The organism is Amycolatopsis sp. H20-H5 (assembly GCF_035828755.1).
GTDB lineage: Bacteria > Actinomycetota > Actinomycetes > Mycobacteriales > Pseudonocardiaceae > Amycolatopsis.
The window spans coordinates 74,072-91,765 of the sequence record NZ_JAYMZS010000016.1 but is presented as its reverse complement, the minus strand read 5'-3'; the positions used below and the strand labels follow the sequence as shown (position 1 = coordinate 91,765).

19 protein-coding genes and 1 pseudogene are annotated in these 17,694 nt (G+C 71.3%); 6 read left to right on the top strand and 14 right to left on the bottom strand.

The window, feature by feature from the left end:
• Positions 1–16: 16 nt before the first annotated feature.
• Both QMK34_RS12550 and QMK34_RS12545 read right to left on the bottom strand, forming a co-directional pair.
• Complete coding sequence (locus tag QMK34_RS12550) at positions 17–1,009, bottom strand: helix-turn-helix transcriptional regulator (protein WP_326414000.1); 993 nt, start codon at positions 1,007–1,009, stop codon at positions 17–19.
• A 381-nt stretch (positions 1,010–1,390) separates the two neighbouring features.
• On the bottom strand, positions 1,391–1,951 hold the full coding sequence (locus QMK34_RS12545; RefSeq protein WP_326413999.1) for a TetR/AcrR family transcriptional regulator: 561 nt from the start codon (positions 1,949–1,951) through the stop codon (positions 1,391–1,393).
• A gap of 37 nt (positions 1,952–1,988) precedes the next feature.
• Between QMK34_RS12545 and QMK34_RS12540 the strand changes: the two genes are divergently transcribed.
• Entirely contained in the window at positions 1,989–3,053 is a 1,065-nt protein-coding gene (locus QMK34_RS12540; RefSeq protein ID WP_326413998.1) for an alpha/beta fold hydrolase, read from the top strand.
• A gap of 80 nt (positions 3,054–3,133) precedes the next feature.
• Here QMK34_RS12540 and QMK34_RS12535 read toward each other — a convergent pair whose 3' ends face one another.
• The 8 genes and pseudogenes from QMK34_RS12535 to QMK34_RS47815 all read right to left on the bottom strand — a co-directional run.
• The gene (locus QMK34_RS12535) at positions 3,134–4,267 is read right to left on the bottom strand and encodes an acyl-CoA dehydrogenase family protein (protein ID WP_326413997.1); all 1,134 of its coding nucleotides are present in this window, start codon (positions 4,265–4,267) and stop codon (positions 3,134–3,136) included.
• Positions 4,264–5,457 (bottom strand): acyl-CoA dehydrogenase family protein, encoded by a 1,194-nt coding sequence (locus QMK34_RS12530; RefSeq protein ID WP_326413996.1) that lies wholly within the window; start codon positions 5,455–5,457, stop codon positions 4,264–4,266. Before QMK34_RS12530 ends, QMK34_RS12535 begins: the two co-directional genes overlap by 4 nt.
• Entirely contained in the window at positions 5,454–6,677 is a 1,224-nt protein-coding gene (locus QMK34_RS12525) for an acyl-CoA dehydrogenase family protein (protein ID WP_326413995.1), read from the bottom strand. Before QMK34_RS12525 ends, QMK34_RS12530 begins: the two co-directional genes overlap by 4 nt.
• Positions 6,677–7,702: a phosphotransferase family protein gene (locus tag QMK34_RS12520; protein ID WP_326413994.1), complete on the bottom strand. Its 1,026-nt coding sequence runs from the start codon at positions 7,700–7,702 to the stop codon at positions 6,677–6,679. The genes QMK34_RS12525 and QMK34_RS12520 overlap by 1 nt, the downstream gene beginning before the upstream one ends.
• Before the next feature lie 85 nt (positions 7,703–7,787).
• Complete coding sequence (locus QMK34_RS12515; protein WP_326413993.1) at positions 7,788–8,240, bottom strand: MaoC family dehydratase; 453 nt, start codon at positions 8,238–8,240, stop codon at positions 7,788–7,790.
• Positions 8,241–8,251: 11 nt separating this feature from the next.
• The gene (gene fabG / locus QMK34_RS12510; RefSeq protein WP_326413992.1) at positions 8,252–9,013 is read right to left on the bottom strand and encodes a 3-oxoacyl-ACP reductase FabG; all 762 of its coding nucleotides are present in this window, start codon (positions 9,011–9,013) and stop codon (positions 8,252–8,254) included.
• 174 nt (positions 9,014–9,187) lie between these two features.
• Positions 9,188–10,051 carry an MFS transporter gene (locus QMK34_RS12505; RefSeq protein ID WP_326413991.1) on the bottom strand — a complete coding sequence of 288 codons (864 nt, stop codon included), beginning with the start codon at positions 10,049–10,051 and terminating at the stop codon, positions 9,188–9,190.
• 82 nt (positions 10,052–10,133) lie between these two features.
• Positions 10,134–10,430: pseudogene (locus QMK34_RS47815) on the bottom strand (MFS transporter); the annotation flags it as partial.
• A gap of 287 nt (positions 10,431–10,717) precedes the next feature.
• On the opposite strand from QMK34_RS47815, the gene QMK34_RS12495 reads away from it, so the two are divergent.
• From QMK34_RS12495 to QMK34_RS12485, 3 genes are all read left to right on the top strand, one after another.
• Positions 10,718–11,098, top strand: a complete 381-nt coding sequence (locus QMK34_RS12495; protein ID WP_326413988.1) for a Na-translocating system protein MpsC family protein — start codon at positions 10,718–10,720, stop codon at positions 11,096–11,098.
• A gap of 242 nt (positions 11,099–11,340) precedes the next feature.
• Complete coding sequence (locus tag QMK34_RS12490) at positions 11,341–11,928, top strand: cysteine dioxygenase (RefSeq protein ID WP_326413987.1); 588 nt, start codon at positions 11,341–11,343, stop codon at positions 11,926–11,928.
• On the top strand, positions 11,925–12,356 hold the full coding sequence (locus QMK34_RS12485) for a rhodanese-like domain-containing protein (protein WP_326413986.1): 432 nt from the start codon (positions 11,925–11,927) through the stop codon (positions 12,354–12,356). Before QMK34_RS12490 ends, QMK34_RS12485 begins: the two co-directional genes overlap by 4 nt.
• Here QMK34_RS12485 and QMK34_RS12480 read toward each other — a convergent pair.
• Positions 12,330–13,040, bottom strand: coding sequence for a DUF998 domain-containing protein (locus QMK34_RS12480; protein WP_326413985.1), 711 nt, complete (start codon positions 13,038–13,040; stop codon positions 12,330–12,332). The genes QMK34_RS12485 and QMK34_RS12480 overlap by 27 nt on opposite strands.
• Positions 13,041–13,089: 49 nt before the next feature.
• Complete coding sequence (locus tag QMK34_RS12475; protein WP_326413984.1) at positions 13,090–13,707, bottom strand: LysE family translocator; 618 nt, start codon at positions 13,705–13,707, stop codon at positions 13,090–13,092.
• Between the two features lie 77 nt (positions 13,708–13,784).
• Here QMK34_RS12475 and QMK34_RS12470 point away from each other — a divergent pair, with 77 nt between their 5' ends.
• Entirely contained in the window at positions 13,785–14,414 is a 630-nt protein-coding gene (locus tag QMK34_RS12470) for a TetR/AcrR family transcriptional regulator (protein WP_326413983.1), read from the top strand.
• Between the two features lie 79 nt (positions 14,415–14,493).
• On the opposite strand, the gene QMK34_RS12465 is transcribed toward QMK34_RS12470, so the two are convergent.
• Positions 14,494–15,591, bottom strand: coding sequence for a J domain-containing protein (locus tag QMK34_RS12465; protein WP_326413982.1), 1,098 nt, complete (start codon positions 15,589–15,591; stop codon positions 14,494–14,496).
• 184 nt (positions 15,592–15,775) lie between these two features.
• Here QMK34_RS12465 and QMK34_RS12460 point away from each other — a divergent pair, with 184 nt between their 5' ends.
• A complete protein-coding gene (locus QMK34_RS12460; protein WP_326413981.1) occupies positions 15,776–16,453 on the top strand; it encodes a TetR/AcrR family transcriptional regulator in 678 nt (225 codons plus the stop codon).
• Positions 16,454–16,501: 48 nt separating this feature from the next.
• Here the strand turns inward: QMK34_RS12460 and QMK34_RS12455 are convergent, their stop codons facing one another.
• A complete protein-coding gene (locus QMK34_RS12455) occupies positions 16,502–17,677 on the bottom strand; it encodes an ROK family transcriptional regulator (RefSeq protein WP_326413980.1) in 1,176 nt (391 codons plus the stop codon).
• Positions 17,678–17,694 lie beyond the last annotated feature (17 nt).

The window sequence follows — 17,694 nt, the reverse complement described above, 5'->3', positions numbered from 1 at the left end:
CACCGACAGTTTGTGATCAGCTCGCGGAAAGTGTTGGCACGCAATAGATCCTGGCTAGTTCGGCGGCGGTGCGAGTGAGCCGTTCGCGCAGCTCCGGAGGGCCGAGCACCTCGACCTCGCCGCCGAAACGCAGGAACTCGCCGAGGGCGTGGCCGAGCGATTCGAACGGCACCACGGCCTGGACCCAGCCCTGTGCGTCGGGCGCCTCGGCGGTCCGTTCGATCGAGCGCCGGGCCACCGTGCCCAGCATGTCGGGCAGCTGGAGCAGCGCGGTGGGGGAGAACCGGACCACGGCTTCGCCGGTATGGCGCCGGAGTTCGAAATCGGCCAGCGAGGACTGCCAGTGGGCGGCGAGGTCGAAGCCGTCGGGGCGGGGGAAGTCCTCGTCCAGCACGGTCAGCTCGAGGATCTGCGACACCCGGTAGGTGCGGACGCGGCCGTCGGCGCCCGCGACCAGGTACCAGCGCCCGGCCTTCAGCACCAGCCCGTACGGGTCCAGCGTGCGGGTGACGTCGGTGGGTTCCTTCCAGCGCCGGTAGTGCACCCGGATCCGCCGCTGCGTCCACACCGCGTTCGCGGCGCCGGTGAGCCGCGGGGTCTCCTCGCCGTCGGTGTACCAGTTCGGCATGTCGAGGTGGAACCGTTCCCGCAGCCGACCGGCCCGGTCGCGCAGTTCCGGCGGCAGCGCGGCGGTCAGTTTCAGGCGCGTGGCGGCGACGGCGGTGCCGAGCCCGAGTTCCGCGGCCGGGCCGGGCAACCCGGTGAGGAACAGGGACTCGGCCTCTTCGGTGGTCAGGCCGGTGAGCCTGGTGTGGTAGCCGTCGAGGAGCTGGTAACCGCCGGCGTGCCCGGCGTCGCCGTAGAGCGGCACGCCTGCGGTGTGCAGGGATTCGACGTCCCGGTAGATCGTCCGCACCGACACCTCGAGCTCGTCCGCGAGCTGCCGCGCCGTCAGCCGCCCCCGGGTCTGCAGCAGGAGCAGGAGGGAGACCAGCCGGGACGCTCGCATGTCGTGAGTGTCGCGCCCGGGGTGAACCGGACGCAACTCACTGGCGCGCGAGGCGGTCCAGCAGGAGCGGAATCACGCGGCTCCCTTGGGCATTCGTCGTCCGTCGCGCCGCGGTACCGGTTCAGGGTGCAGGTGAGCGCCCGGTTTGGTGAGTCGCGCGCGGCCCCGCATCGGAGACTCTTCGGGGGTGTCGGTGGAGCGTGGTCTGTTTCGCTCGAGTGTGGGACTCGGCTTCCTGAGTGTGGGACTCGCGGAGGAACTGCGCGCCGTGCGGCGAGTCCCACACTCAGGCATGCGAGTTCCACGTTCACGGGGGCGAGTCCCACGCTCGGACACACGAAAATCGCCAAGACCCCCCGAAGAACCTCCGAAACCAACCACTCAGCCGTCGGCCAGGCGCTGGATCGTCGCGCCGAGCCACGCCTCCAGGGCGGCGGGCTCGCCGAGTTCGGCGCGCAGCACGCGGCGGCGGGTCGAGACGCCGAGCACGAAGGCGTCGATCGCCGCGGCCCGGCCGCGGGCGCTCGCGTCGTCCAGGCCGCTGTCGCGCAGGTGGTGGTGGAGCGGCTCCAGCGAGTTCGCGTCGAGGAAGGACGCCAGCGCCTCCGCCGCCTCCGGGCGCTCTCCCGCGGCGCGCTGCAGCACGAGCAAGGGGTCCTCGCCGGGCGCGCCGAACCAGCGCCGCACGATGCTCGCGGCCAGGCGTGCGCCGAGCGTGGACCGGTCGCCGTCGAAGGAGTCCGAGACCGGGAGCTCCACCCGGGTCGCCGCCAGGAAGAGGCCGTCCTTGCCGCCGAAGTAGCGGGTGATGAGGTTCGGCGACACGCCCGCGGCGTCGGCCACGCCCTTGACGGTGATCGCCGCGTACCCGTGCCGGGCGAACCGGCGTCGCGCGTGCTCCAGGATCCGCTGCCGGGTGGCGGCCGCGTCGCGAACTGTCATGTGTACGAGCATACACTTTATGTGTACGCTCGTACACATGAACCACGACCTACGCGAACGACTCCGGCTGACACGGCGCGTCGAGACGCCGTGGAGCGACGACCCGGCACGCGGCATCGGCGGCGCCCGCGTCGACGAACTGCTCGGCCGCTGGGCGGACGGGTACGACTGGGGCGTCCACGAGCGCCGCATCCGCGAGCTCCCCTGGGTGACAGTGCGGGCACGCGGCACCGAGCTGCGCGCGATCCACCAGCGAGCCGCGGATCCCGCTGCCCCGGCGGTCGTGCTGCTGCACGGCTGGCCGGACTCCGTGCTGCGCTTCGAGCGCGTCCTGCCCCTGCTCACCGACGTGCACGTGGTGGTGCCCGCGTTGCCGGGCTTCCCGTTCGCGCCGCCGCTCACCACGCCCGGCATGTCGGCCGGGCGGATCGCCGTGGTCGTCGCGGACGCCCTCGACGAGCTCGGCTACCCGCGCTACACCGTGTCCGGCGGCGACGTGGGCGGCACCGTCGCGGAGATCCTCGCGGCCGCGCACCCGGACAGGGTGGCGGCCCTGCACCTGACGAACGTCTCCCCCCAGCGTGCGGCCACCGCGGACCCGGCGAAGCTCCCGCCCGACGCGGTCGCGTACCTCGGCCGGGCGGCACAGTGGTTCCGGGCCGAAGGCGGGTACATCGCCGAGCAGTCGACGCGGCCGAACACGCTCGCCGTCGCCCTCGGAGACTCGCCCGCGGGGCTCTTGGCGTGGCTCGCCGAGAAGCTGGAGGCCTGGTCCGGCGAGTCGGCCTTCACCCCGGACGAAATCCTCACCTGGGTCACCGCCTACTGGGTCAGCGGCACGATCGGCAGTTCGTTCGCCACCTACACCGAGCCGTGCGCCCTCCCCGAGCGCGTCGACACGCCGACCGTGCTCTCCCTGTTCCCGCAGGACATCAAACCGGCGCCACGCGGCTACGCGGAGGACTTCCTGAACGTCCGCGAGTACGTGGAGCACCCCGCCGGAGGCCACTTCGCGGCCTGGGAACAGCCCGAGGCCTTCGCCGACGACCTCCGCCTCGCCGTCAGGCTGGCCGAAGCGGGGGTGCGGGCCGTCGGGAGGTGATGCGGCTCCAGGAAAGCGCGGCAACGGCTGACGTGTGTCGTGACTGGAGCCGCGACCCGGCTCCAGTCACGACACCAGCCTCAGAGGGTGAGGTCGATCAGCGTGGCGAGGTGCGCGCGGTGCCGTCCCGCCGTGCCGAGCGCGATCTCGTCGCTCTTGGCACGCTTGAGGTACAGGTGTGCCGGGTGCTCCCAGGTCATCCCGATCCCGCCGTGCAGCTGGATGGCCTCCTCCGCGGTGTGCACCGCGATCGGCGAGCACCGCGCCTGCGCGACGGCGACCGCGATCTCGACGTCGTCACGTCCGGCGGCCAGCGTGTCGGCGGCGTACCGGGCGGCGGCGCGCGCGTTGACGACCTCCAGGTACAACGTCGCCATGCGGTGCTTGAGCGACTGGAACGAACCGACCGGACGGCCGAACTGGTAGCGCTCCTTCACGTACTTCACCGTTTCGGTGAGGCACCAGTCCGCGATGCCCAGCTGCTCGGAGGCGAGCAGCCCGGCGGCCGTCGTCAGCGCGTGCTTCAGCGCGGCCGGGGCGTGCGCCGCGTCCGAGACCTGGCGGGCCGGGGCGTTGTCCAGGACGACGTCGGCGATGCGCCGGGTGAGGTCCAGCGAGATCACCTCGGTGACCTGTGCGGCGGGCGCCTCCACGGCGTAGAGCCCCGGGCCGTCCGCGCCCGTCGCGGGCACGATGAGGACTTCGGCGGCTGAGGCGTCCGCGACCGAGGTGACCCGGCCGGACAGCGTGCCGTCGGCGTCGACCTTGACCGACTCCGGGAACGCGGAGTCCGGAGTGGACGAAAGCGGGACTGCCAGCGCGCCGATCAGTTCACCGGCGGCCAGCTTGGCCAGCAGCTCGACGACGACTTCGTGCGTGGTGTCGGCGCCGAGCAGCGCCGAAGTCGCCAGCACGACGCTGCCGAGGAACGGCACCGGCGCCAGGCTGCGGCCCAGTTCTTCCATGACCAGCGCGGTTTCCCTGGCCGACGCGCCATGCCCGCCGAGTTCCTCGGGCACCGCCAGCCCGGCCGCGCCGAGGTCGGCGGCCAGCGTGCGCCACAGCTTCAGGTCGTACGGCTCGGATGTCTCGGTCCTGGCCAGGACGGCCGCCGCGCCCGCCTGGTCGGCGAACAGGTCGCGCACGCTGGCGCGCAGGTCTTCCTCGACCTCTGAGTAGAGCAGGTCCGGGGTGCCGGGCTCAGTGGTCGTCATCGGGGGAGGTCCTTCCAGGCGACGTCCTTGTCGACGCGCGGTTCCGAGGGCAGGCCCAGCACGCGCTCGGCGATGATGTTGCGCAGGACCTCCGAGGTGCCGCCCTCGATGGAGTTCCCCTTCGCGCGCAGGTAGCGGTAACCGGCTTCGCGGGCGGTGAAGTCGACCAGCTCGGGCCGACGCATGGTCCAGTCGTCGTACCGCAGGCCGTCCTCGCCCTGGAATTCGACCTCCAGCCCGGTCAGCGCCTGGTTCAGCTCGGCGAAGGCCAGCTTCATCGCCGAGCCTTCCGGGCCGGGCTGCCCGGCGGCGAGCTGCTGGCGCAGCCGTCCACCGGCGAGCCGCAGCGTTTCGGCCTCGACCCACAGCTTGAGCAGCCTGTCCTGCAGCTCCGGCGTCCGCTTCCCGGGGTTGTCCCGCCACGCCTTCGCGACGATGCCGAGCAGCCCGCCCTCACGCGGGATCGCGGTGCCGCCGATGGCGACGCGCTCGTTCATCAGCGTGGTCTGCGCGACCTTCCAGCCCTCACCGACCGCGCCGAGCCGGTAGGTGTCCGGGATCCGCACCCCGGTCAGGAAGACCTCGTTGAACTCGGCCTCGCCGGTGATCTGACGCAGCGGCCGGACCTCGACGCCCTCGGCGTGCATGTCGCAGACGAAGTACGTCATGCCCTGGTGCTTCGGCACGTCCGGGTCGGTACGGGTGACCAGGATGGCGAACCGCGCGGCGTGCGCGCCCGAGGTCCACACCTTCTGGCCGGTGACGACCCAGTCGTCGCCGTCACGCACCGCGCGGGTGCCGAGTGCCGCCAGGTCCGAGCCCGCGCCGGGCTCGGAAAACAGCTGGCACCACACCTCCTCGCCGGTCCACAGTGGACGGAGGAACCGCTCGCGCTGTTCCTGGGTGCCGAAACCGAGGATGGTCGGGGCGGCCATGCCGAGTCCGATGCCGATGCGGCGCGGGTCGTTGTCCGGCGCACCGGCCGCGGCGAATTCCTTGTCCACAACGGACTGCAGGGAGCGCGGAGCGTCGAGACCGCCGAGGCCGACCGGGAAGTGGATCCAGGCCAGCCCGGCGTCGAACCGCGCCTGCAGGAACGTCAGCCGTTCCGTGGTCTGGGGGTTGTGCTCGGCCAGCAGCGCGCGGGCGCGTTCGCGCAGCTGGTCCGCGCCGACGGTGGTGGTGGTCATCGGGCGCTCTCCGTCCGGTACTTCTTGAGTTCGCGGTGCGCCAGCGAGCGCTTGTGCACCTCGTCGGGGCCGTCGGCCAGGCGCAGCGTGCGGACGCCCGCCCACAGCTCGGCCAGCGGGAAGTCCTGGCTGACGCCACCGGCGCCGTGGGCCTGGATGGCCTTGTCGAGGATCCACTCGACCGCCGACGGGGTGGAGATCTTGATGGCCTGGATCTCGGTGTGCGCGCCGCGGTTGCCGACGGTGTCCATCAGCCACGCGGTCTTGAGCACCAGCAGTCGTTGCAGCTCGATGCGCACACGCGACTCGGCGATCCAGTCCTGCACCACGCCCTGTTCGGCGATCGGCTTGCCGAAGGTGCTGCGCGACATCGTCCGGCGGCACAGCAGTTCCAGCGCGCGCTCGGCCATGCCGATCAGGCGCATGCAGTGGTGGATCCGGCCCGCGCCGAGGCGGGCCTGCGCGATGGCGAAGCCGCTGCCCTCCTCGGTCAGCAGGTTCTCCGCGGGCACCCGGCAGTTCTCGAACTCGACCTCGGCGTGGCCGCCGTGGTCGCCGTCGGTGTAGCCGAACACGTGCATGCCGCGCTTGACGGTCAGGCCGGGGGTGTCGCGGGGGACCAGGATCATGCTCTGCTGCTGGTGCGGAGCGGCTTCCTCGTCGGACTTGCCCATCACGATGAAGATCTGGCAGTTCGGGTTCATCGCGCCGGAGATGTACCACTTGCGGCCGTTGATGACGTACTCGTCGCCGTCACGCTTGATGCTGGTGGAGATGTTGCGCGCGTCGGAGGAGGCGACGTCGGGCTCGGTCATCGCGAACGCGGAGCGGATTTCGCCGTCCAGCAGTGGCTGCAGCCACTGCTTGCGCTGCTGGTCGCTGCCGAACATGGCCAGTACTTCCATGTTCCCGGTGTCCGGCGCGGCGCAGTTGAGCGCGGTCGGCGCCAGGTGCGGGCTGCGGCCGGTGATCTCCGCGAGCGGCGCGTACTGCAGGTTCGTCAGTCCCGCGCCGTGGTCGCCGGGCAGGAAGAAGTTCCACAGGCCACGCTTGCGGGCCTCGGCCTTGAGCTCGGCCACGATCGGCACCGACGACCACGGGTTCTCGCGCTCCTCGAGCTGCTGGCGGAAGACGGGCTCGGCGGGGTAGATGTGGGAGTCCATGAACGCGAGGAGCTTCTCGCGCAGTTCCTCGGTCTTGGCGTCGTAGGCGAAGTCCATCAGCTCTCCTCTTTGAGAATGTCGTTGCCGTGTTCGATGAGCGGCAGGACACCCGCGCCCATCTCCTCGAAGCCGAACCCGACGGTCTGGCCCTGGGTGAAGCGGAAGTAGATGCCTTCAAGGATCACCGCGAGCTTGAAGAAAGCGAAGCCCACGTACCAGTTGAGCTGCGACACGTTCCGTCCGGAACGGGCCGCGTAGCGCGCGATGACCTCGTCGGTGCCCGGGTAGCCGGGTGCGGCGCTGACGTTGGACACGAACTTCAGGCCTGCCGACGCGCGCTCGGCGTAGGCCACCATGAGCGCGATGTCGGTCAGCGGGTCGCCGAGGGTGGACATCTCCCAGTCCAGCACCGCGGTGATCCGGTCGTCGCCGTCGACCAGCACGTTGTCCAGCCGGTAGTCGCCGTGGATGATCGACGGCTTGCCGGACTCCGGCACCCGCGCCGCGAGCCGGTCGTGCAGCTCGTCGATCCCGGGCAGGTCCCGGCTGCGGGAGCCGTCGTACTGCTTCTTCCACCGCCGCAGCTGGCGATCCAGGAACCCTTCCGGGCGCCCGAAACCGCCGAGCCCGACCGAGGCCGGGTCCACCGCGTGCAGGTCGACGAGTGTGTCGACCAGCGAATCCGCGATGGCACGCGTGCGCTCCGGGCCGAGCGGGATCAGCTCGGTGTCGGTCCGGTAGGGCGTCCCGGCGACGAACTCCATCACGTAGAACGGCGCCCCGAGCACGTCGGTGTCCTCGCAGAGCAGCAGCGCCTCCGGAACCGGGACGGCGGTGTCCGCCAGCCCGGAGATCACCCGGTACTCGCGTTTCATGTCGTGCGCGGTGGGCAGCACATGCCCGAGCGGGGGCCTGCGCACGACCCAGTTCGCGTTGCCGTCGCCCACCACGTAGGTGAGGTTGGAACGGCCACCCTGCACGACCTCGGCCACCAGTTCCCCGGTGACGAGGCCGGGCAGGGACTCGTCCAGACGGGCGCGCAAGCGGCCCAGGTCAAGGCCCGGCGGGTCGGTCCGGCTCATCTCGCCTCCTCAGGCTATCCGTTCACAGTACCGACCAGTCGGTATGTCGTACAGGGCGCTTACTCGATCGGGGTAGATGCCCAGGTCAGGCGATCAGGCGGGCGACGGTCTCGGCGACGCAGGCGGGTTTGGCCTCGCCGTCGATCTCGATCGTCCAGCGCACCACGACCTGCTTGCCGCCGGGCACGTCGGTCGCTTCGAGCAGCTCGCCACCGGCGCGGATCTTCGCGCCGACCCGCACCGCCTGCGGGAAGCGGGCCTTGTTGAGCCCGTAGTTGACGCCCATCGTCAGGTTGTCGACCCGGTAGATCTCCGGGCCGAACATCGGGATGAGCGACAACGTCAGGTAGCCGTGCGCGATCGTGCCGCCGAACGGGCCCTTCGCGGCCCGTTCGGTGTCGAGGTGGATCCACTGGTGGTCGTCGGTGGCGTCGGCGAACAGCCGCACCCGCTCCTGGGTGATCGTGTGCCATTCGCTGTAGCCGAGGTGCTCGCCGACGGCGGCGGTGAACTCGTCGAGTCCGGAGAAGACGCGCATCTGCTTACCCCCTAGTCCTTCGGCCCGCCGGCGACGTAGATGACCTGGCCGGAGATGAACCCGGCACCCTCGCTGACCAGGAAGGACGCGAGGTTCGCGATGTCCTCGGGGGTGCCGACACGCTGCACCGGGATCTGCGACGCGGCCGCGGCCTTGAAGTCCTCGAAGGACATGCCGATGCGCTCGGCGGTCGCCGCGGTCATGTCCGTGGCGATGAAGCCGGGCGCGATCGCGTTGGCGGTGACGCCGAACTTGCCCAGCTCGATCGCGAGGGTCTTGGTGAAGCCCTGCATGCCCGCCTTGGCCGCGGAGTAGTTGACCTGGCCGCGGTTGCCCAGTGCGGAGGTGCTGGACAGGTTGACGATCCGGCCCCACTTCTCCTTCGTCTGGTAGGCCTGCACGGCGCGCGTCATCAGGAACGAGCCCTTGAGGTGCACGCCGAGTACGGAGTCCCAGTCCTGCTCGGTCATCTTGAACAGCAGGTTGTCGCGGGTGATCCCGGCGTTGTTGATCAGTACCGTCGGCGCGCCCAGCTCCTCGGCTACCTTCGTGACGGCCGCGTCGACCTGCCCGGCGTCACAGACGTCGAGGGCGACACCGACCGCCTTGCCGCCCGCGGCGACGATGTCCTTGGCGCCCTGTTCGACGTTGGCCTCGTTGAGATCCAGCAGGCCGACGGCGAAGCCGTCCGCGGCGAGGCGCTGGGCCACGGCGGCGCCGATGCCCTGGCCGGCACCGGTCACGATGGCCACGCGGGTGGGGGACTCGGTCACAAGGACCTCCTCTTCGTCGAGAAGTGAGTGATGTTCGCCCGAGTCTGCCGTACTAAGCGCCCGCTCACCAGTGACCCCTTCGATGTGTGCCCAACGTGGTGAGACGCTTCCTCGATCCCGGCCCGCGGACCCCCGCCCCGGTGATCACGCTAGGTCACGATCGCACGCAGCCCGTTACCCTCCGATACCTTCGGTCTGGGGTGCCCAGCGGGCCGGTTCACCCGCCAGGGTCTGCAACCACCTCGATGCCAGTGGTGCGCCCAGAATGAGCACCGCGACGCCCGACACGGCGATCGCGGTGGCGGGGGACAGCCACTGCGCGACCGCACCCGTCAGCAGGGCCCCGAGGCCCTGCGCGGTGACGACGGTGGTGCTGTAGAGCCCCATCACCTGGGCGCGACGTTCGTTGGCGGTGCCGCGGGCCAGCGCGGCGCTCATGGGAACCAGGTACATCGTCGAGAGCACCCCGACCATCGCGAACGCCACCAGTGAGACAACCAGCCCCGGCCGGGTGAAACACACCAGCAGCGGCAAGCCCGTCGCCGCCGCGAGAACGCCGATGCTGTTCAAACGCCACCGTTCGGGAACCCTCATCACGAGGAGCGCGCCCAGCACCGATCCGGCGGGATCCGCGGCCATGATCAAACCGACCGCGAAGCCGTCGTCGGAAAGTCCTGCGGCGTAAGGGGCCGCGATGCCCTCGGGTGCCATGTACAACCCCGCCAACGCGGCCAGCCCGATCAGTGAACTCAGCCCCCGGTCACCCGCGCACAGCCGGACGCCATGCCAGGCCTGCCACAGGATGCTGTGCTTCGCCTCGGCCTCGGCGGCCGGGCGCAGCTTGACCCCGGCCAGCACCAGCACGCCCGACAAGGCGAACGTCACGGCGTCCACGATCAGGCCGCCCTGCGGGGAAAGCGCTGCCACCAGCAGGCCGCCACCGGCGAACCCCGCCAGCTGCGCGGTCTGCACGGTCACGTTGCGGACCGCCATCCCCGCGACGTACAGCTCCCCGTCGCCCAGCACGTCGGGCAGCAACGCCTGGTAGGCGGCGGAACGGCCCGCCCACCCCGACGACGACGGCGAGCAGCACCATCAGCACCCAGAGCGGCATACCGGAAATGGCCATCGCGGCCACGAAAGCGGCTCGCGCGCCGTCGCAGACGATCATCACCGTGCGGCGGGGACAGCGGTCCGCCAGCGAACCGAACACCGTGCCGCCGATCAGCGTGGGCAGGTACGTCAAACCGTAGGTCAGCGCGGTGAGAAACGTGGAATTGGTGCGTGAATACACCAAGATCGACAAGGCCACCCTGGCAAGTTGGTCACCGGCTTGGGAAAGGGCTTCCGCGGCCCACAACGCCCGGAACTCCCCGACCGCGAACACCTCGCGGTATCTCACGCGCACCCCGGACATCACAGACCCCTCCCCGCCGCCTCGATGCCATCCCGATGTCATAGTGTCACCGATCGACTACCGGCGTGCCGGTATCGGGGATTTGCCCTACGAAGGTCGCCGGCACAATCGGCATCGGGTCACTGGGCACTGGGGCGAATGGTCCAGTCTCCGCCGACCTTCGCCGATCGTCCGTCCACAAGGGATTTGGCACGACCGTGTCAGCCGCGACACGCGCCGCCGGGTGGACACCGGTACCCTTTGCCTGCCGCCTCCGAGCGGTACTGACGGGGAAGGGATCGGTCGGCGTGGAGATCACTCGGGCACAGCGCAACGCGGTCGCGGAGCGGGTCACCCAGCTCGAACGATCGTTCTACGGCCGGGGCCCGAGCAACGTCAAGGTCTCGGTGAGTCAGGAGGACCCGGTCAGCCTCGTCGTGCTCTCGATCGACAGCCTGACCGCGGCGGACAGCGTGCTCGGCGAGCGCGGGTACCGGGAGGCCGTCCTGCGTCACCACGAGGCGCTGCACGAGGCCACCATGGCGGATTTCATCGGTGCCGTCGAGGAGATCGTCGACGCCAGGGTGCACGCCTACCTCGCCCAGGTCCACCCGGAGACCGGGCACGCGGTGCGGGTGTTCATCTTCGCCGACCTCGGCGACTCGCTGGAGCTGGAGCACCAGGCTTGACCGCTCCGCACGGACGGTCGATTTCCCGGCCGGGCGGAAGGGTTTAGACTGGAGGTGCGCCGCCCGTATGCGGTCGCCAATCCTGATAATTCCATACCAGTCATCGGGTTGTTCGGCAGTGCCTCCGGGAAACCGGGGACCGCGGCGGGACGGCTCGGGACGAGATGGCCCGCAGGTGGGCCCGAGGCAGGCGTTCGCGCCGGTGTCGGCACGCCGCGGGTTCAAGCGGAGGAGCTTGTCTCGTGACGACATCGAACATTCCGAACGCGCCCGCGCTCCCGGCGAAACTGCTGCCGAGCCCTGCCGAGTTCGACGGTGACCAGGTCCGGCCGGACGCCCTGCGCCGGATCGCGGCCGCCGTGGCCGCCCGGCCGGAAAGCTGGGCGAGCCTGGTCAGCTTCGACCTCGCCGAACGTTATTTCACCCGCCTGCACCACGACGAGCGCTTCGAGGTGTGGCTGATCTGCTGGGAACGGGGCCAGGACACGCTCCTGCACGATCACGGCGGCAGCGTCGGCGGGTTCGCGGTGGCCAGGGGCACCCTGGTCGAGGACCACGCCGAACCCGCGGCCCGGCGGCTGCGGACCCGGTCGCACCGGGCGGGCGACAGTGTCGCGTTCGGCGCCCGGTACCTGCACAACCTGGTCAACGTCGCCACCGAACCCGCGATCACCGTGCACGCCTATTCCCGGCCATTGCACACGATGAACTTCTATTGCTGGCTGCCTTCGGGGGCGCACCATCTGCGGGAGATCGCGTGCGCTTCACCGGAACCCGACACCGCCGACCTCGAACGGGTCGCCGCGCGCACCAGGGCACTGAGCCGATGACCACACCGCACTACGAGGACCTGATCTCGCGGCGGCTGGCCGAGGCCCGCGAGCGGCTGCTCCGCTACACCCCCGTGGAGGCCGCCGAGGCGCTGCGCGACGGCGCGCTGCTCGTCGACCTGCGCCCGGTCGAGTACCGCTTCCGTTTCGGCGAGATCCCCGGTGCCGTGGCGGTGTCCCGTCACGTCCTCGAATGGCGGCTCGACGTCGGCAGTCGGTGGCGGCTCAAGGAGCTGGAGCGGGGCGACACCGGACGCCGGATCATCCTCGTGTGCAACGAGGGGTACACCTCAAGCCTCGCTGCCTTCCAGGTGAAGGGCTCGCTCGGCCTGACCGAGGTCGGCGACGTCCTCGGTGGCTTCGCCGCGTGGCGCGCGGCGGGCCTCCCGGTGACCCCCCGGTCACCGGGCCCGGGTGAGCTCGGTTGAGGACTCTTCGGGAAGCCCCGCCGGACCGGCCGTCACGCCGCGACCGGCGGGGAAGATCAGGGAAATCAGCGCGAGTACCTCCGTCAGCGCCATCCCGGGCTCGACCAGGCCGAGCGGGATGAGCTCCCACCAGCGGCCGCCGCTGCTCGCGGCGACCGCGACGGCGCCGAGGATGACCGCGAACCACAGCAGCGACGCCAGGGCGAGGGCGCTCGACAGGGTGCGCCTGCGCGGTGTGTGCGGGAAGACCTTCTTCGCCGCGAGCAGCACGCAGATCGGCAGGCAGACGAAGGCCACCACACTGGCGGCGCGGTGGATCGTGCCGCTGCCGCTCGAATTCGGTCCGAGCGCCCAGTCGTGTTTGGGGAACGCGATGACGGCCAGCAGGCCGACTGTCCACAGTGCACAGAACACGGTGGCGGCCGATCGTGCGGGGACGCGGCACTGGCGGATCAGCGCCCCGAAGCCGAGCGCCGAGCCGAGCGCGACCAGCACGACCGCGAGGTCGAACACCCAGCCGATGTCGCTCAGCGCGTACTCGCTGATGGTGCGCCGCAGCGCGCTGATCTGGTTGGTCGGCGGCACGACCTGCAGTACCAGGAGCAGAGCCGCCCCGGCGGCCATCGCCACCACCCCGGTGAGGGGGAGCGCGGCCGATCGCCTGGTGATGGAGGTGGTCGTCATGGATTCGACAGTAGCCACCCAACCTGTGCGTTTCGTGAACCGGAAACTGTCAGGTCACTGTGAATGCGACGCCCAGCGCGGCCAGGATCACCCCGACCACCCGGTTGAGTGACGGCTTCGCCCTGCCGTACCCCTTTTGCACCGAGGCGGACGAGAACAGGAGCGCCACCCCGAGGTGCCAGGCCGTCGAACCGACGACGATCAGCGCGATCGCGGCCAGCTTGAGCACCACCGGTTCGGTGGGCGGGAGGGTGGCGGTCAGCACGCTGCCGAAGAAGATCGCCGCCTTCGGGTTGGTGACGTTGCCGAGCGCGCCGCGCCGGAACGCTGTCCACCAGCCGGGTGGCGCGGCACCCGGCACCCGGACCGGTTCGGGGTCACGCGCGTGACGCCACAGCTGGACGCCCAGGTACGCCAGGTAGAGCCCGCAGACGATCCGCAGCGTGTGCGCGAGCCACGGGGTGCTCGCCAGCAGCGTGCCCAGCCCCAGCACGGCGACGCTCGCGAGCAGTCCACCGGCGGCGACGACGCCGAGCGCGACGGCGACCGCGGCCCGGCGTGAACCGGCTGCCGCGGTGTGCGCGATGAGGACGAAGTTGGGGCCGGGTGTCACCGCGGCGGGCACGTAGACCAGCGCGACAGTGCCCAGGGTGGCTGCGGCCGACACGAGCGCCGATCGTACGCCCGGTCCGGCGGGCCGCAATTGTGGGAGACTGTCCGACACTTCGCGGGGGACGGGTGCGGATGACGGAATCAGGATTCGGCCGGAGCTTGCCGGCGCCGGGCAGGGAGCGCGCGCTGGACGCGGCTTACGAGCTGTTCAGCAGGCACGGCATCCGCGCGGTCGGGGTGGAGGCCGTCGTCGCGCGGGCCGGGGTCGCGAAGATGACCCTCTACCGGCACTTCCTGTCGAAGGAGGAGCTGGTACTGGCCTTCCTCGAACGCCGGGAGACCCGCTGGACCGACGAGTGGATCCGGGCGGGCACGACCAGGCTGTCCGCCACGCCCGCCGGCCGGCTGCTCGCGGTGTTCGACCTGTTCGACGGCTGGTTCCGCGAGCCGGGGTTCGAGGGCTGCCCGTTCATCCGGGTGCTGCTCGAACTGGGGGACGAGGACGGCCCGGTGCGCCAGGCGAGCATCCGCCACCTCGCCAACGTCCGCCACTACCTCGCCTACCTCGCTGAAGCCGCCGGACTGACGGAGCCGGACGCGGTCGCCCGCCAATGGCACCTGCTGATGAAGGGTTCGATCATCTCCGCGCTGGAAGGTGACCACGAGGCCGCCCTGCGGGCGAAGGAGATCGGGGCCTTGGTCCTGCTCAGCCAGGGTGGCCGCACCCGCCACCCGCCTGCCCACCCCGCTGACGGTCCCTGAAGGCCACCATCACAGCGTCTAACGCCGTGATGGTGGCCTTCAGGGACCGTCAGATCCGGCCGGAGCCGCCCCTGAGTGTTCAGCGCTGGGCGCCGACGACCTGGCCGCGGACCGCGCGCACCGCTGCCGCGTCCACAGTGGACGGCTCGGTGGCCAGCCAGCCGCCGATCTCGTGCAGGAACTGCTCCGGGGTCATCGGCGGGGCGGGCGCTTCGGGCTCGTCGGCGGCGCTGAGGTCGCCGGGACGGCTGGGGTAGATGATCATCGCGCCGCGCAGGGCCACGCCGGGCAGCAGCTCGCGGTACGCGGCGAGGCTCTCGGCCAGCCTGCTGCCGCCGCCGCGGAAGGCACGGCCGTTGCGCAGGAGACGATCGTCCTCGCCGGTCTCATAGTGGCCAGGCAGCCAGAGTTTCGACTCGATCAGCACCAGCCTCTTGCCGCACAGGACCGCGTGGTCGACGTCGGCGAACACCGACCCTGGCCAGGACAGCCCGTGGAAGATCCGGGCGCCGGGCAGCCGGGTCAGGTACTCGTCGAGCAGCTCGGCGGTGAGCCGCTCGGCCAGCTCGTCGGCCTCGGTGCCGGGCGCGCCGAACACGATCCGCCCGCCGAATTCCTCCGCGAAGCGCTCCCGTGCCCGTGACGCGGCGAGGTAGCCGCGGGCCAGCTTGTGCACCAGCAGCGCCGTCCCGGCGGTGAGCAGGAGCCAGACGATCAGCACCGGTGCGGAGAAGCCGACCCCGGTCAGGACCGGGAGCAGCACCAGCACCATGCCACCGACCGCGGCGACCACCGGCGTGTGCCCGGGGCCGCGGCGGCGGCCGTGCCGCACCCGCGCGTCCTGCCCGGCGAACGGCCACCACTCGAGGTCCTCGGGCTCCAGGTCCGGCAGGCCGGGGACGAAGCCGGGCTCCTCGCCGAAGCGGCGGCGGGGCCGGGGCGCCGTCTTGGCCGCCGTCCTGACCAGGACGGGCGCGGCGTGCCCGGCGTCGTAGCCCGCCCGCCGGACGGGGTCGCTGAGCGTGTCGTAGGCCTCCCGCAGCAGGCGGAAGGTGCCGACGGTGCCGCCGGTGTCGGGGTGCAGGGTCTTCGCGAGCTTGCGGTAGGCGGTCTTGATCTCCGACGGCGAAGCCGTCCGCCCGACGCCGAGCACTTCGTAGAAGTCGAGTACGGGCACGATCGGGTTTCACCTCCGGTGTCAGCCCGGAAAACCTTATGGGGTCGGCTTTCGTGTCCGGCAACCGCCTCGGCGGCGCGTCCGGGTGACGTCGTCCCACCTGCCCCGACGCCGGATTCATCACTTCGCGCAAGGTTGCGCCGCGATCGGCCGCAGTGGCCGCTCTACACCGCAGACTGGCTGGATGCGGAAGATCAAGACCACGCGCCGGGCGGAGATCGTCGACGCGGCGCTCGCCCTCGCGGCGGACCGCGGTCTCGAGGCGCTGTCGATGCGCGCGGTCGCGGCGTCGATGGGGGTCACGCCGATGGCGCTCTACGGCTACTACCGCGGCAAGGACGACCTGCTCGACGCCGTCGCCACCCGGTTGCTGACCCTGCTTCCCGAGCCCGATCCGGGGCTGCCCGGCCTCGACCGGCTCCGGGCCTTCGCGCACGGTGTGCGCGGGCTCGCGGGGGAGTATCCGGCGGTGTTCACCCTGCTGTTCACCAGACCCGCGTCGAGCGGGGAGGCCGTCCGGCTGGCCGATCGGCTCTACCAGGCGCTGCTGGACGCCGAGGTGCCCGAAGCGGCGGCCGCGCGGCTGGAGCGGCTGCTCACCACGTTCGTGTTCGGGTTCGCCGTCTCCGAGGTGAGCGGGCGGTTCGACGGCGGCACCCGGAACATGTGGGCGCGCCGCGGGCAGCTCGGCCCCGGCGAGCTGCCCGCGCACCACCGGCTGGGCAGGCTTCTCGACCCGCCCGTCGACTGGGCGGCCGAGTTCGAGGCCGACCTCGACGACGTCCTCCACGCCGTCACCACCGCCACCCACCCCGCCATCCCCACGCAAGTCGTCGACGACTCGTGGTCTCTTGGCGACTGAGAGACCACGACTCGTCGACGAATCGCGGGGACGAATCGCGGGCGGGGGTCAGGACGTGAGGCGGCTCCGGCGGTCGAAGACGAGGTCGCGGGCGGTGTGCAGGGCGGTCGAGATCGCGCCCGCGAGCACCGCCTCCTCGCTCAGCTGTCCGGCGACGATGTCCGGCGCCATCGGCGTCGTGCGGGCGAGCGCTTCGCGCAGCGGCGTGACGAGCAGATCCGCGCTGGCCCCGATGCCGCCGCTCAGCACCACCAGCTCGGGGTCGATCACCGCCGAAACCGACGCGACGACGAAGGCCAGCTTCCCGGCTTCGTCCTTGACGATCTTCCGCGCCCGTTTGTCGCCTTCGCGGGCCAGCCGGAACACGTCTTTGGCCGTGCGGGCGGCGAGTCCGTGGCTCGCGGCAGAGCCGACCACCGCGCGGGCGGCCGCGGCGACCTCCATCAGGCCTTGGCGAGGTGCGCCCGCCTCGCGCGGCCTGCCATAGGGCAGGTACGCGATCTCGCCCGCCGCGCCGTGAGCGCCGCGGAACAGCTTGCCGTCGACCAGAATGCCGAGCCCGAGCCCGGTGCCGACGGCGACGCAGACGAGCGACCGCACGCCCAGCCCGGCGCCCAGCTCGTACTCGCCGACCGCCGAGAGGTTCGCGTCGTTCTCGACCACCAGTCCCGGCCCGAGCGCCGCTTCGAGCTCGCCGAGCAGGCCCTTGCGCTCCCCGCCGGGCAGGTTCGGCGCCCGGTGCAGCGTCGCGGACCCGAGGTCCGGCACGCCGGGAGTGCCGATGACGGTCGCGACGACGTCGTCGCGCGTCAGGCCCGCTTGGGCGATCGCCCGTTCGGCGCACCCGCTCACCGTGCGCACCAGTGCGCTCCCGGAGCGGCACCGGTTGGGCTCGTCGAGCCGCGCGACGATGCTGCCGCCGAGGTTCGCGATCGCGACCCGGATCGACTGGCGGCCGATGTCGATGCCCACCACGTGCCCGGCCGCCGGGTCGGCCTGGTAGACCACCGCCGCCCGGCCGGGCCCGGCGAGCAGCCGTCCCGCGGTGCGCACCAGCCCGTCCTGCTCCAGATCCAGCAGCGCCTGCCCGATCGTCGGCTTCGACAGCCCCGTTCCGGCGGCGAGCTGCGGGCGCGTCGCTTCGCCCTGTTCGCGCAGTCTTTCCAGCACCAGGCGCTGATTGAGCTCGCGCATGCTCGCCGGATTCCCCACCTGCCCCACCATGTTCGGTCCACCCCTCG

What these genes read in the sequence shown, in the direction of transcription:
- QMK34_RS12455 (WP_326413980.1), bottom strand. Translation starts at nt 17,677, where the DNA reads ATGGTGGGGCAGGTGGGGAATCCGGCGAGCATGCGCGAGCTCAATCAG.
- QMK34_RS12485 (WP_326413986.1), top strand. Translation starts at nt 11,925, where the DNA reads ATGACCACACCGCACTACGAGGACCTGATCTCGCGGCGGCTGGCCGAG.
- QMK34_RS12480 (WP_326413985.1), bottom strand. Translation starts at nt 13,040, where the DNA reads ATGACGACCACCTCCATCACCAGGCGATCGGCCGCGCTCCCCCTCACC.
- QMK34_RS12515 (WP_326413993.1), bottom strand. Translation starts at nt 8,240, where the DNA reads ATGCGCGTCTTCTCCGGACTCGACGAGTTCACCGCCGCCGTCGGCGAG.
- QMK34_RS12530 (WP_326413996.1), bottom strand. Translation starts at nt 5,457, where the DNA reads ATGACCACCACCACCGTCGGCGCGGACCAGCTGCGCGAACGCGCCCGC.
- QMK34_RS12540 (WP_326413998.1), top strand. Translation starts at nt 1,989, where the DNA reads ATGAACCACGACCTACGCGAACGACTCCGGCTGACACGGCGCGTCGAG.
- QMK34_RS12520 (WP_326413994.1), bottom strand. Translation starts at nt 7,702, where the DNA reads ATGAGCCGGACCGACCCGCCGGGCCTTGACCTGGGCCGCTTGCGCGCC.
- QMK34_RS12550 (WP_326414000.1), bottom strand. Translation starts at nt 1,009, where the DNA reads ATGCGAGCGTCCCGGCTGGTCTCCCTCCTGCTCCTGCTGCAGACCCGG.
- QMK34_RS12525 (WP_326413995.1), bottom strand. Translation starts at nt 6,677, where the DNA reads ATGGACTTCGCCTACGACGCCAAGACCGAGGAACTGCGCGAGAAGCTC.
- QMK34_RS12535 (WP_326413997.1), bottom strand. Translation starts at nt 4,267, where the DNA reads ATGACGACCACTGAGCCCGGCACCCCGGACCTGCTCTACTCAGAGGTC.
- QMK34_RS12460 (WP_326413981.1), top strand. Translation starts at nt 15,776, where the DNA reads ATGCGGAAGATCAAGACCACGCGCCGGGCGGAGATCGTCGACGCGGCG.
- QMK34_RS12470 (WP_326413983.1), top strand. Translation starts at nt 13,785, where the DNA reads ATGACGGAATCAGGATTCGGCCGGAGCTTGCCGGCGCCGGGCAGGGAG.
- QMK34_RS12545 (WP_326413999.1), bottom strand. Translation starts at nt 1,951, where the DNA reads ATGACAGTTCGCGACGCGGCCGCCACCCGGCAGCGGATCCTGGAGCAC.